The sequence below is a fragment of the Cupriavidus metallidurans CH34 genome (assembly GCF_000196015.1).
In the GTDB taxonomy this organism is placed as follows: domain Bacteria; phylum Pseudomonadota; class Gammaproteobacteria; order Burkholderiales; family Burkholderiaceae; genus Cupriavidus; species Cupriavidus metallidurans.
Genome location: NC_007973.1, coordinates 2,129,795 through 2,143,121, shown reverse-complemented (window position 1 = coordinate 2,143,121; position 13,327 = coordinate 2,129,795). Strand labels below are relative to the sequence as shown.

Genomic DNA, 13,327 nt, shown 5'->3' with positions numbered 1-13,327 from the left:
ACCAGAGTCAGACGTTCATGAATCCCATCAAAGTCGGCCTTCTCGGCATCGGTACCGTCGGTAGCGGCACGTTCAACGTGCTCAAGCGCAATCAGGAGGAAATTCGTCGCCGTGCAGGCCGCGGCATCGAGATTGCGGTGGTGGCTGACCTGAACACCGAGCGCGCCCGCGAGCTGACCGGTGGGACGGTGGACGTCGTCAGCGATGCGAACGACGTGGTGACGCGTCCGGACATCGACATCGTCATCGAGCTGATCGGCGGCTATGGCATCGCCCGCGAGTTGGTGCTCAAGGCGATCGAGAATGGCAAGCACGTGGTCACCGCCAACAAGGCGCTGCTGGCCGTGCATGGCAACGAGATTTTCGAGGCCGCGCGCAAGAAGGGCGTGATCGTCGCCTTCGAGGCGGCAGTGGCGGGTGGCATCCCCATCATCAAGGCGCTGCGCGAAGGCCTGACCGCGAACCGCATCCAGTGGATCGCCGGCATCATCAACGGCACGACGAACTTCATCCTGTCCGAGATGCGCGACAAGGGTCTGGATTTCGATACCGTGCTCAAGGAAGCGCAGCAACTGGGCTATGCCGAGGCCGATCCGACCTTCGACATCGAAGGCGTCGACGCCGCGCACAAGGTCACGCTGATGAGCGCGATCGCATTCGGTATGCCGGTGCAGTTCGACCGCGCCCACGTGGAAGGCATCACCAAGCTGTCGGCCATCGATATCAAATACGCCGAGGAACTGGGTTATCGCATCAAGCTGCTCGGCATCACCCGCCGCCGCGAGGAAGGCGTGGAACTGCGCGTGCACCCGACGCTGGTGCCGGCCTCGCGCCTGATCGCCAACGTGGAAGGCGCGATGAACGCCGTGCTGGTGCAGGGCGATGCCGTGGGCGCCACTCTGTACTACGGCAAGGGCGCCGGCGCCGAGCCGACCGCCTCGGCCGTGATTGCCGATCTGGTCGACGTGACCCGCCTGCACACCGCCGATCCGAACCACCGCGTACCGCACCTGGCATTCCAGCCGGACGAGCTGTCGAACGTGCCCGTGCTGCCGATCGACGAAGTCACTAGCTCGTACTACCTGCGTATGCGTGTGTCGGACGAAACTGGCGTGCTGGCAGAGATCACGCGCATCCTGGCGGAAGCCGGCATCAGCATCGACGCGATGCTGCAGAAGGAATCGCGCGAAGGCGAGCCGCAGACCGACATCATCATCCTGACGCACCTGACGCGCGAGAAGCACGTCAATGCCGCGATTCGCAGCATCGAAGCGCTCCAGACCGTGCTGTCGCCGGTCACGCGCCTGCGCATGGAAGAACTGAACTGATAGCTGACAGACGGACCTGACTCGCCTCATGAATTACCAGTCGACGCGCGGCCATGACGTGCCGCAATCGTTCTCCGAGATCCTGCTCGGTGGCCTGGCGCCCGATGGCGGCTTGTATCTGCCCAAGCAGTACCCGCAGATCACGGCCGAGGAACTCGAAGCCTGGCGCAAGCTCCCGTACGCCGACCTGGCGTTCGAGGTGCTGTCGCGCTTCTGTGACGACATCCCCGCCGAGGACCTGCGCGCGCTGACGCGCAAGACCTACACGGCTGACGTGTACTGCAACGCGCGAGCCGGCGACAACACTGCCGACATTACGCCGTTGCGTACACTGGGCGAAGAGGGCGGCACGAAGCTGCAACTGCTGGGCCTGTCCAACGGCCCGACGCTGGCCTTCAAGGACATGGCGATGCAGTTGCTGGGCAACCTGTTCGAGTACGCGCTCAAGCGCGCGGGTCTGAAGCTGAACATCCTTGGCGCGACTTCCGGCGATACCGGTAGCGCGGCCGAGTACGCGATGCGCGGCAAGGAAGGCATTCGCGTGTTCATGCTGAGCCCGCACCGCAAGATGAGCGCGTTCCAGACCGCCCAGATGTTCAGCCTGCAGGACCCGAACATCTTCAATATCGCGATCGAAGGTGTGTTCGACGACGCTCAGGACATCGTCAAGGCCGTCTCGAACGATCATGCGTTCAAGGCGCGCCAGCGCATTGGCACGGTCAACTCGATCAACTGGGCCCGCGTGGTCGCCCAGGTGGTCTACTACTTCAAGGGCTGGCTGCTGGCGACCAGCGGTCCGGGACAGAAGGTGTCGTTCTGCGTGCCGTCGGGCAACTTCGGCAACGTCTGCGCCGGCCACATCGCGCGCATGATGGGCCTGCCGATCGACAAGCTCGTGGTGGCCACCAACGAGAACGACGTGCTGGACGAGTTCTTCCGCACCGGCACGTATCGCGTGCGGACCTCGGCCCAGACGTACCACACGTCGAGCCCGAGCATGGACATCTCGAAGGCATCGAACTTCGAGCGTTTCGTGTTCGATCTGCTGGGCCAGGACGCCGACAAGCTGGTGGCGCTGTTCAGCGACGTCGACACCAAGGGTGGCTTCGATCTGGCGGGCACGCCGGAATTCGCGCGCATCGGCCAGTTTGGCTTTGTTTCCGGCCGCAGCTCGCACCAGGACCGTCTGGCGACGATCCGCGACGTGAACCAGCGCTATGGCGTGACGATCGACACCCATACCGCCGATGGCGTGAAGGTGGCGCGCGAGTACCTGCAGCCGGGCGTGCCGATGGTGGTGCTGGAAACCGCGCTGCCGGCCAAGTTCGCCGACACAATCCACGAGGCTTTGGGCCATGAGCCGGAACGTCCGGCTGCGTTCGACGGTATCGAGAAGCTGCCGCAACGCTTCGAGGTGATGCCGGCCGACGCGGACAGCGTGAAGGCGTATATCGCCCAGCACACCGGTTTGTGATCGAAGGGCGAATAGCCCTTATCACAGCAGGATCGGCCGGTCCGGCGCCAACTCGCTACAATCGGGTTTGCCGGGCTCCGCTGCCACGGCCCCCAGGCTTCCCGGCCCGGGGGCTGTTTCATTTGGAGCCAACCTGAATCCCACACGCATCCCATGACCCAGACTGCTGCGCGCCCTCCGATGCTGACGATGGCCCAGGCGCTCGATGCCCTGATGGCCGGCGTTCGCCCGATCACCGATTCCGAAACCGTCGATACGCTGCAGGCCAACGGCCGGGTGCTGGCGGCCGGGGTCACCAGCGCGTTGCGCGTGCCGCCGGCCGATAACACGTCGATGGACGGCTATGTGATGCGTGCCGCCGATGTGCCCGCGCCGGGCACGCGGCTGCCAGTCTCGCAACGGATACCGGCGGGCCACGTGGGTACCGAACTGGCCCCGGGTACCGCCGCGCGCATCTTCACCGGCGGCCTGATTCCGCCTGGCGCCGATGCGGTGGTGATGCAGGAGCAGTGCCAGGCCGATGGCGACGCGGTGATCGTCAATCATGCACCGGCATCGGGCGAGTGGATTCGCCGTGCCGGCGAGGATATCGAGGCCGGCAGCGAGATCCTGCCCGCCGGCACGCGCCTGTCGCCGCAAGCGCTGGGCCTGGCCGCGTCGGTGGGACAGGCAAAGCTCGACGTGGTCCGCCGCGTGCGCGTGGCCGTGTTCTTTACCGGCGACGAACTGGCAATGCCCGGCGAGCCGCTCAAGCCCGGCGCGATCTACAACTCGAACCGGTTCACGCTGCGCGGTCTGCTGGAGAACCTCGGCTGCGAAGTGACTGACTTCGGTATCGTCCCGGACACGCTGGCAGCCACGCGCGACACGTTGCGCCGCGCCGCCGAGGGCAACGACCTGATCATCACGTCGGGCGGCGTATCGGTAGGCGAGGAAGACCATATCCGTCCGGCCGTCACGGCGGAAGGTCGGCTGGACCTCTGGCAGATTGCGATCAAGCCGGGCAAGCCGCTGGCCTTCGGGCAGGTGGCCAACGGCACCGAGCTGCCCGCGTTTTTCCTGGGCCTGCCGGGCAATCCCGTGTCGAGCTTCGTCACATTCCTGCTGTTCGTGCGCCCGTTCATCCTGCGTCTGCAGGGCGTCGCGGATGTGACGCCGCGTCGTCTGCCGCTGCGTGCGGATTTCGATCTGCCGCGCGGCGACCGCCGCAACGAATTCCTGCGCGCGCGCATCAACGATGCTGGCGGCCTCGACTTGTTTCCGAACCAGAGCTCGGGCGTGCTGACGTCCACCGTGTGGGGCGATGGCCTGATCGACAATCCGCCGAACCAGACCATCCAGCGCGGCGACGTTGTGCAGTTCATTCCATTTGCCAGTTTGCTGGCCTGATCATGCAACTAGAACTCCGATACTTCGCCAGCGTGCGCGAACAGGTGGGGCAGGGCGCCGAACGCGCCGAGGTGCCCGCCGAGGTTCGCACGGTTGGCGACCTGCGCGCATGGCTGCGCGGACGCGGCGGCGCCTGGACCGAGGCTTTGGCCGATGGCCGCGCGCTGCGCATGGCCGTGGACCACGCCGTGGCACGTGCCGACACCCCGCTGGCCGACGGCTGCGAGGTGGCCTTTTTCCCTCCCGTGACCGGAGGCTGAGATGGCGGTGCGCGTTCAGCACGAGGATTTCGATCTCGGCGCGGAAGTGGCGGCGCTGCGCGCCGGCAATCCGGGCGTTGGGGCGGTGGCCAGCTTCATCGGAACGGTGCGCGATGTCAGCGAAGGCACGCGCGTCAGTACGATGGAGCTCGAGCACTATCCCGGCATGACCGAGAAGGCGCTGGAGACGATCGAGGCGGCGGCGCGCGAACGCTGGCCGCTGCTTGGCGTGACCATCGTGCATCGCGTGGGCCTGCTGCAGCCGCTGGACCAGATCGTGCTGGTTGCCGTGTCCTCGGCCCACCGTGGGGCCGCGTTTGCGGCGTGCGAGTTCATCATGGACTATCTGAAGTCCGAGGCACCGTTCTGGAAGAAAGAAGACACGCCGGAAGGCGCGCGCTGGGTCGACGCGCGGGTCTCGGACGATGCCGCGCTGCGCCGCTGGGGTATCGAATCGTTCAACGCGGATCCCGCCAATAACAAGGAAGAATGATGGGCCCGATGGGTTTCGTGGCGGTCGGCGTCGGTGCCGCCGTCGGCGCCTGGCTGCGCTGGTTTTTCTCGGTCACGTGGAACGCTATCAATCCGGCACTGCCGTATGGCACGCTGGCATCGAACCTGGTCGGGGGCTACCTGATCGGCCTGGCCGTCGCGTTCTTCGAAACCCACCCGTCTTTGCCGCCTGAGTGGCGCCTGCTGGCCGTCACGGGTTTTCTTGGCGGCCTGACCACGTTCTCGACGTTCTCGAGCGAAGTCATCGCCAATCTGATGGCCGGTGACTATCGTTGGGCCATGCTCCACCTCGCGATGCATCTGGGTGGATCGCTCCTGCTGACCGCGTTCGGCATCTGGTCGTACCGCGCGCTGGCCTGAGGCGGTGTCCCCTAGGCTCTGTACAGGGGCTTCGGGGTAGACCTTAGGTAACACTACGTACCGCCAGGCCGTCCTCCTGCGGCGCAAGACCGTATAACATTGCCGGGCCGGATCGCCGGGTGCGCGCGGCTTCGCATGAAGCCGCACCTCCCAGCGCCTCACCATGGTCCGCGCCACTCCGCAATTCCCCCTGTTTCGCAGTTTGCAGTTGTCTCACCGAGTCCTGGACGGGATGGCGTTCGCGCCATCCCGCCGATAACAACAAGGAGACATACCCATGCAGCAGCGCCACCTCTCGCAGTCCGCCCATTCGCACGGCCATGGCACCCGGCGTGCGCACCGCCGAAACACGATCGCCATCGCCGTCGCCACGCTTGCCGTCGCTGCGTGCGGCGGGTTTGGCACAAATGGGAGCGGCGGGAACACCGGTCCCAACGTCAAGCCGGCGTTCATATCCGGCCCCGTCGGAGTCAAATCCTACGACGGCAACACGGATGACCTGCTGACGGCGGGGCTGGGCAAGGACGGACTGGCGGCCGCAGCGCCGGCGTTTGCCAATCCGAACGCGCCGACGGCCGTGGAATTGCGCCGTAACGCGATCTGGGCCAACTACCGCGCGATCGTGGATGTCCAGGCCGCAGGCGGCTATGGCTCGCTCTACGGCCCCAACGTCGACGCCAAGGGGAATGTGACGACCGGCCAGGGCAAGGTCCCGGGTACCGAGTACATCGCATTTACCGACGACGGCTCGGGCCGGCAAAACGTGACGGTCATGGCCCAGGTTCCGGATGGGTTCGATGTGAAACATCCCTGCATCATTTCCGCCACTTCGTCCGGCTCGCGTGGTGTCTATGGCGGAATTGCCGTGGGGGAGTGGGGGCTCAAGCACAACTGCGCGGTGGCCTATACGGACAAGGGCACCGGCGCGGCGCCGCATGACTTGGGTAGCGACACCGTGCCGCTGATCGACGGCACCCGGCAGACCCGGGCCGGTGCCGGCACGCAGGCCCAGTTCGCGGCACAGCCCGGTGCCTCGGAAACGCTGGCGGGCTTCAATTCCAGCACCCCGCACCGGCTTGCGTTCAAGCACGCGCACTCGCAGCAGAACCCGGAGGCGAACTGGGGCGCCAACACGTTGCAGGCGATCCAGTTCACGCTCTGGGCGGTCAACGACAAGTTCGGCAGGACCAATACCGATGGCATGCGGCAGGCGACGTTCACGCCGGCCAATGTGCTGGTGATCGCGTCGGCCATCTCGAATGGCGGCGGGGCGGCCATTGCAGCGGCGGAACAGGACACCGGCGGGTTGATCGACGGCGTGGCCGTCGGGGAGCCGAATGTGAACCTGCCACCGACGGCAGGCGTGGTCGTCAAGCGCGGTGGCGTACCGGTGGCGGCGTCGGGCAAGCATCTTTATGACTACACGACGATTGCCAACCTGTACCAGCTCTGCGCCAGCCAGGATGCCAGCCTGGGCAATGCGCCATTTGCCAAAACGGCCGGGCAGGCCGCGCTCAACCGATGCGCGTCACTGGCCGCCAAGAAAATGATTGCCGGAGGCAGCACATCCGCCCAGGCAACCTCCGCGCTGGATGCGTTGCACCGCGCCGGCTGGGAGCCGGAGTCGGATGACCTGTTCGCGTCGCTTTCGGCGCTGGAGGTCGGCAGTTCCATTTCGGTGACCTATGCCAATGCCTATGCACGCGCCAGCGTGACGGACCGGCTCTGCCACTACAGTTTTTCCTCGCCGGGCAGCCCGCCGCAGGCCAATCCCGTCACGGCCCCGGCGGCCGCGCTGGCGGGGCTGTTCTCGACTGGCAATGGCATTCCGCCCACTACGGCGGTGACGCTGATGAACGATGCCAACCCGTCCGGCGCGATGCGTGACTTCACGTCGATATCGCCCTCGACCAAGCTGGCCGACGGCAATGTCGACGGCGCGCTCTGCCTGCGTGGCCTGCTGGATACCCGCAACCCGGCGCTGATGACCGGTATCGGCCAGACCTATCGCACGGGCAACCTTGGCGGCCGACCGTCGGTCATCGTGCAGGGCCGCAGCGATGGCCTGCTGCCGGTGAACCACACGTCGCGGCCATATCTCGGGCTGAACAAGCACGTCGAGGGCGCCAGCAGCCGGCTCTCGTACATCGAGGTGACCAACGGCCAGCATTTCGACGGGTTCATCGACGTGATTCCCGGATATGCCAAGCGCTATATCCCGATGCACGTTTACGTGAACCGGGCGCTCGACGCGGTCTACGCCAACCTGCGCGACGGTACGCCGCTGCCGCCGTCGCAGGTGGTGCGCACCACGCCGCGCGGAGGTGCCGACACCGACACGGTCGGCCCCAGGATCCAGCCGTCGAACGTGCCGCCGATTGCCGCCACACCCGCGGCCGGCGACGCGATCACGGTCACCGGCTCGACCGTGGACGTGCCCAACTGAGACGTGGCCGCCAGGCCCGGCGATGCGGGTTACCCGTCATGCACTTGGCCGATACTTGGTCAATGTATGACGGGTGTATCGCCGATGTCTTGAAATGTCATTCCCAAGCCCTATCTTTCGGAAGTAACGTGTCCGGCTGGGCATATGTGGCGGCAGCCGATGCCGCCGCGGGCCTCGCATCAGGACACACTTTCCTAGAGAGAGAGAGGGCTCCTAATGCGAATTGACAAACTGACCACCCGGTTCCAGGAAGCGCTGGCAGAAGCGCAAAGTCTGGCGCTGGGTAATGACAATCAATACATCGAACCCCAGCATCTGCTGCGTGCATTGCTCGCGCAGGACGATGGTGCGGCCCGCACACTGCTGTCGCGTGCTGGCGTGAACGTGGGCGGCCTGCAGAGCGCGCTCGATGCGGCGATCCATCGCCTGCCGCAGGTTCAGGGCACGAACGAGGTCCAGGTGGGCCGCGACCTGAACAACCTGCTGAATGCCACAGAAAAGGAAGCGATCAAGCGCAACGACCAGTTCATCGCCAGTGAACTGTTCCTGCTCGCCGTGTCTGACGACAAGGGCGAGACGGGGCGGATCGCCCGCGAGAACGGCTTGTCGCGCAAGTCGCTCGAGGCCGCGATCACGGCCGTGCGCGGCGGTGATACCGTCAATAGCGCCGACGCCGAGTCGCAGCGCGAGGCGCTCAAGAAATACACGGTCGACCTGACCGAGCGAGCGCGTGCCGGCAAGCTGGACCCCGTGATTGGCCGCGACGACGAAATCCGCCGCGCGATCCAGATCCTGCAGCGCCGCACCAAGAACAACCCCGTGCTGATCGGTGAGCCCGGCGTGGGCAAGACCGCCATTGTCGAAGGGCTGGCACAGCGCATCGTCAACGGCGAAGTGCCGGAGACGCTCAAAAACAAGCGCGTGCTCGTGCTCGACATGGCCGGGCTGCTGGCCGGCGCCAAGTATCGCGGCGAGTTCGAGGAACGCCTGAAGGCCGTGCTCAACGACGTGGCCAAGGACGAAGGCCAGACCATCGTCTTCATCGACGAGATTCACACGATGGTGGGCGCGGGCAAGGCCGAAGGCGCGATCGACGCGGGCAACATGCTCAAGCCGGCGCTGGCGCGCGGCGAACTGCACTGCATCGGCGCGACCACGCTGAACGAATACCGCAAGTACATCGAGAAGGATGCCGCGCTGGAGCGCCGCTTCCAGAAGGTGCTTGTGGATGAGCCCAGCGTCGAGGCAACGATCGCCATTCTGCGTGGCCTGCAGGAGAAGTACGAACTGCACCACAAGGTGGAGATCACCGACCCGGCCATCGTGGCTGCGGCCGAGCTGTCGCACCGCTACATCACCGACCGGTTCCTGCCGGACAAGGCCATCGACCTGATCGACGAGGCTGCCGCGCGGATCAAGATGGAAATCGACTCGAAGCCCGAGGCGATGGACAAGCTTGAGCGTCGCACGATCCAGCTCAAGATCGAGCGTGAGGCGGTCAAGAAGGAAACCGACGAGGCATCGCGCAAGCGTCTGGAACTGATCGAGCAGGAAATCATCCGGCTCGAGAAGGAATACGCTGACCTGGATGAGATCTGGCGCGCCGAGAAGGGCGCCGCCCAGGGTGCGGCCGCGCTGAAGGAGGAGATCGAGAAGATCAAGCTCGATATCACCCGACTGCAGCGCGAAGGCAAGCTCGACAAGGTGGCTGAACTCCAGTATGGCAAGCTGCCGGAACTCGAGGGCAAGCTGCAGGCGGCAACCAAGGCCGAGGCCAGCGAGCAGAAGCAGCAGAACAAGCTGCTGCGCACGCAGGTCGGCGCCGAGGAAATCGCCGAGGTCGTCAGCCGCGCCACGGGTATTCCGGTGGCCAAGATGATGCAGGGCGAGCGCGAGAAGCTGCTCAAGATGGAAGATCGTCTGCACCAGCGTGTGGTGGGTCAGGACGAGGCCGTGCGGCTGGTGTCTGATGCGATCCGCCGTTCGCGTGCCGGTCTGTCGGATGAGAACAAGCCGTATGGCTCGTTCCTGTTCCTTGGGCCGACGGGCGTGGGCAAGACCGAGTTGTGCAAGGCGCTGTCCGAGTTCCTGTTCGATTCGGAGGAACACCTGATCCGCATCGACATGAGCGAGTTCATGGAGAAGCACAGCGTGAGCCGGCTGATCGGCGCGCCTCCGGGCTACGTGGGCTATGACGAAGGTGGTTACCTGACCGAGGCGGTGCGTCGCAAGCCGTACGCGGTGATCCTGCTCGACGAAGTCGAGAAGGCGCACCCGGACGTGTTCAACGTGCTGCTGCAGGTGCTGGACGATGGTCGTCTGACCGACGGTCAGGGCCGTACCGTCGACTTCAAGAACACGGTGATCGTGATGACGTCGAACCTGGGCTCACACATCATCCAGTCGATGGCTGGCGAACCGCAGGAGGCGGTGAAGGGCGCGGTATGGCAGGAGGTGCGCACGCATTTCCGGCCCGAGTTCCTGAACCGGATCGACGAAGTCGTGGTGTTCCATGCGCTCGACCAGAAGAATATCGAGTCGATCGCCAAGATTCAGCTCAAGCGCCTGCAGGTCCGTCTGGCCCGCATGGACATGACGCTGGACGTGAGCGAGCGCGCGCTGGAGAAGATCGCCAGCGCGGGCTACGACCCGGTGTTCGGAGCCCGGCCGCTCAAGCGCGCGATCCAGCAGCAGATCGAGAATCCGGTGGCCAAGGCCATCCTGGAAGGCCGGTTTGCCGCGAAGGATGTCGTGCCGGTGGACTATGTGGATGGCGAGTTCACGTTTGGGCGAATGGTGCATTGAGACGCGCCGGCTGCATCGGCCGATCTCCAGCCCGGGCAGTCTGGCCGGGTTGAGCAAGGGACCTCTGCGGAGGTCCCTTTTTTTCGCCACAATGGTGGCTCCTTGCAGCTTTTCTCCCACTTCAGGAGCAATTCCATGGCTCACGGCGAGCACAAGTACCAGACGACGGTCGAATGGACAGGCAACCACGGCACCGGAACGTCGGGATACCGCGCCTACGGACGCGAACACGTGATCCGGTCCGGCAACAAGCCCGAGATCCCGGGTTCCTCCGATCCCGCGTTCCTGGGCGACCCCAGCCGCTGGAATCCGGAGGAACTGCTGCTGGCATCGGTGTCGGCCTGCCACAAGCTCTGGTACCTGCACCTGTGCGCCGACGCCGGCATCGCTGTGCTGGCCTATGTCGATCAGGCCGAAGGCACGATGACGGACAGAGCCTCGCCGGCCAAATTCACCGAGATCGTGCTGCGCCCGCAGGTCACCATCCGCGCCGGTGATGACGCGGCCAAGGCCGAACACCTGCATCACGTGGCACACGAGAAGTGCTACATCGCCAATTCCGTCAATTTTCCGATCCTGTGCGAACCCGTCATCGTTTCGGGCTGATTCTCGCAGGCGCGCTGCTCGTCGGGGGCTGTTCTAGCGTTGCGCCGCCATCGGCGCCACCTACGCCACCTACGTCGACACACGCCGAAGGCGTCTGCCAGGTGCTTGCCGATGATGGCGGCACCGTGGTGGTCGGCTCGAACTTGCCGGGCGATCCTGCCGCGCCGGAGCCCGCCAGCGGCTACCGCAAGGGAATGCGGCCGATCCATGCCCGGTCGTATATGGTGTCGACCTCGAACGCGTACGCCAGTGCGGCGGGTTGCGCGGTGCTCAGTCGGGGCGGCACCGCTGCGGACGCCGCCGTCGCGGTGCAGGCGGTGCTGGGGCTCACGGTGCCGGAGGCCACTGGACTGGGTTCGGGCGGCTTCCTGCTCTATTACGACGCCACCACGCGGACCGTGCAGGCCTACGATGGCCGGGAGACTGCGCCGGCGTCGGCTGGTGCGAACTATCTGGTTCACATCGACGATGCCAGGGACCGGCGTTCGCCAAAGCCCGATCTTCGATCCAGCGGCCGCTCCATTGGCACACCCGGCGTGCCCCGATTGATCGAGCGCGTACAGCGGGAGCATGGCAAGCTGCCCTGGCCGGGGCTGTTCGACGACGCCGTGACACTGGCGACGAACGGCTTCCCGATCGGCGGCAGATTGGCGCAGGCGATTGCCACGAACGCCAATGGTCTCAAGCGCGATGCCGAGGCGCGCGCGTACTTTCTCGATCCCGACGGCAAGCCGAAGGCAATCGGTACGGTTCTCAGGAATCCCGCCTACGCGCGGACGCTGCAGGCCCTGGCCAGCCAGGGTGCCGATGCGTTCTATACGGGGCCGATCGCGGAAGGCATCGTGGTGTCGATCGCGGCCACGACGGGTGCCGATGGCCGGCCCATCACGCCAGGCAAGACGACGTTGGCCGATCTGGCGGCTTACACGGTGAAGCGGCACGAACCGGTCTGCATGGCCTACCGCGCGTTCTGGATCTGCGGTGCGCCGCCACCCGCCGGCGGTATCACGGTGGCATCCGTGATGGGGATTCTGGAGAACTTCGACCTGGCCGAACTTGGACCGACCGCCGTCGACGGGGAGGGCGGCAAGCCATCCGTACACGGTGTGCACCTCGTCAGCGAGGCCGAGCGGCTGGCCTATGCAGATCGTGACAAGTACGTGGCCGATCCCGATTTCGTGCCGCTGCCGGGTGGTAGCGCGGATGCGCTGCTGGGCAAACGATACCTGCGCGGACGAGCGGCGCTGATCGATCGGCATCGCTCCATGGGCACCGCCATGGCCGGCAGCCTGGGCGGCGCGCTGCTGGGCGTTGTGCCGCAGGCGGAACATGGAACGAACCACTTTTCGATCGTCGATGCGCAGGGGAGTGCGGTCAGCGCCACCACATCGGTGGAAGCCAGCATGGGGTCGTTTCATATGACCCACGGATTCCTGCTCAACAACCAGTTGACCGATTTCAGCGCGACGCCGGTGGACGCCAGAGGCCAGCCCGTCGCCAATCGCGTGGAGCCGGGCAAGCGTCCGCGCAGTTCGATGGCGCCGACGCTGGTATTCCGCAAGGGTGCGGATGGCTCGATCGGAGATTTCCTGATGGCGACGGGTTCGCCGGGCGGCGGGGCGATACCGCAGTACGTGATAAAGACGCTGGTCGGGGTGCTCGACTGGGGGCTCAACGCGCAGCAGTCGGCCGGTCTGGTCGACTTCGGCGCCAGCAACAGCCCAGTCACGACGCTCGGTGGCGAGCATCCGCATATCAACACGACGAACGACGGCGCCAGCGACCCGCTGGTCCAGGGACTCAAGGCACTTGGCCACCGCATCTCGCTACGGGCCCAGCCAAGTGGCGTGAACACGATACTGCGTACCCGGACGGGGGATGACGACCTGCTGGAAGGCGGTACCGATCCACGGCGCGAGGGTGTGGTGCTGGGCGACACTATCCGGCCTTGAAGCGGGCGGGAAGGAGGGGGATTGTACTAATCTGTGACACCAGCTTCGCCATTGTCTGGCGCTTGACTTGTGTCAAGCCGAGGGGGCGATTCGGTGGCTACTATTCAAACCGTCATGGAGATGCGGGGGCGCTCTTCATGACTTGTCTACCCGTTTCCGGAATGGAAACTTAACCCGCTGCACCTCCCGGTGCC

10 protein-coding genes are annotated in these 13,327 nt (G+C 65.4%); all 10 read left to right on the top strand.

Annotated features, from left to right (window positions below; all coding sequences use genetic code 11):
- Positions 1-17: 17 nt before the first annotated feature.
- Positions 18-1,328 carry a homoserine dehydrogenase gene (locus RMET_RS09855; RefSeq protein WP_011516690.1) on the top strand — a complete coding sequence of 437 codons (1,311 nt, stop codon included), beginning with the start codon at positions 18-20 and terminating at the stop codon, positions 1,326-1,328.
- A 28-nt stretch (positions 1,329-1,356) separates the two neighbouring features.
- Positions 1,357-2,802 (top strand): threonine synthase, encoded by a 1,446-nt coding sequence (gene thrC / locus RMET_RS09850; RefSeq protein ID WP_011516689.1) that lies wholly within the window; start codon positions 1,357-1,359, stop codon positions 2,800-2,802.
- Positions 2,803-2,955: 153 nt separating this feature from the next.
- Positions 2,956-4,191 carry a molybdopterin molybdotransferase MoeA gene (locus tag RMET_RS09845; RefSeq protein ID WP_011516688.1) on the top strand — a complete coding sequence of 412 codons (1,236 nt, stop codon included), beginning with the start codon at positions 2,956-2,958 and terminating at the stop codon, positions 4,189-4,191.
- 2 nt (positions 4,192-4,193) lie between these two features.
- Positions 4,194-4,451, top strand: a complete 258-nt coding sequence (gene moaD / locus RMET_RS09840) for a molybdopterin converting factor subunit 1 (RefSeq protein ID WP_011516687.1) — start codon at positions 4,194-4,196, stop codon at positions 4,449-4,451.
- 1 nt (position 4,452) lies between these two features.
- The gene (moaE, locus tag RMET_RS09835; protein WP_011516686.1) at positions 4,453-4,944 is read left to right on the top strand and encodes a molybdopterin synthase catalytic subunit MoaE; all 492 of its coding nucleotides are present in this window, start codon (positions 4,453-4,455) and stop codon (positions 4,942-4,944) included.
- Complete coding sequence (crcB, locus tag RMET_RS09830; protein ID WP_008645434.1) at positions 4,944-5,324, top strand: fluoride efflux transporter CrcB; 381 nt, start codon at positions 4,944-4,946, stop codon at positions 5,322-5,324. The genes moaE and crcB overlap by 1 nt, the downstream gene beginning before the upstream one ends.
- Before the next feature lie 277 nt (positions 5,325-5,601).
- The gene (locus RMET_RS09825) at positions 5,602-7,770 is read left to right on the top strand and encodes a D-(-)-3-hydroxybutyrate oligomer hydrolase (protein WP_011516685.1); all 2,169 of its coding nucleotides are present in this window, start codon (positions 5,602-5,604) and stop codon (positions 7,768-7,770) included.
- Positions 7,771-7,986: 216 nt separating this feature from the next.
- Positions 7,987-10,575: an ATP-dependent chaperone ClpB gene (clpB, locus tag RMET_RS09820; RefSeq protein ID WP_011516684.1), complete on the top strand. Its 2,589-nt coding sequence runs from the start codon at positions 7,987-7,989 to the stop codon at positions 10,573-10,575.
- A gap of 135 nt (positions 10,576-10,710) precedes the next feature.
- Positions 10,711-11,181, top strand: a complete 471-nt coding sequence (locus RMET_RS09815) for an OsmC family protein (protein ID WP_011516683.1) — start codon at positions 10,711-10,713, stop codon at positions 11,179-11,181.
- 101 nt (positions 11,182-11,282) lie between these two features.
- A complete protein-coding gene (locus RMET_RS09810) occupies positions 11,283-13,133 on the top strand; it encodes a gamma-glutamyltransferase family protein (protein ID WP_011516682.1) in 1,851 nt (616 codons plus the stop codon).
- Positions 13,134-13,327 lie beyond the last annotated feature (194 nt).

Bases quoted from the DNA above. Each gene is read 5' to 3' on its own strand.
- RMET_RS09815 (WP_011516683.1), top strand. From the start codon at position 10,711: ATGGCTCACGGCGAGCACAAGTACCAGACGACGGTCGAATGGACAGGC.
- crcB (WP_008645434.1), top strand. From the start codon at position 4,944: ATGGGCCCGATGGGTTTCGTGGCGGTCGGCGTCGGTGCCGCCGTCGGC.
- thrC (WP_011516689.1), top strand. From the start codon at position 1,357: ATGAATTACCAGTCGACGCGCGGCCATGACGTGCCGCAATCGTTCTCC.
- RMET_RS09825 (WP_011516685.1), top strand. From the start codon at position 5,602: ATGCAGCAGCGCCACCTCTCGCAGTCCGCCCATTCGCACGGCCATGGC.
- moaE (WP_011516686.1), top strand. From the start codon at position 4,453: ATGGCGGTGCGCGTTCAGCACGAGGATTTCGATCTCGGCGCGGAAGTG.
- moaD (WP_011516687.1), top strand. From the start codon at position 4,194: ATGCAACTAGAACTCCGATACTTCGCCAGCGTGCGCGAACAGGTGGGG.
- RMET_RS09845 (WP_011516688.1), top strand. From the start codon at position 2,956: ATGACCCAGACTGCTGCGCGCCCTCCGATGCTGACGATGGCCCAGGCG.
- clpB (WP_011516684.1), top strand. From the start codon at position 7,987: ATGCGAATTGACAAACTGACCACCCGGTTCCAGGAAGCGCTGGCAGAA.
- RMET_RS09855 (WP_011516690.1), top strand. From the start codon at position 18: ATGAATCCCATCAAAGTCGGCCTTCTCGGCATCGGTACCGTCGGTAGC.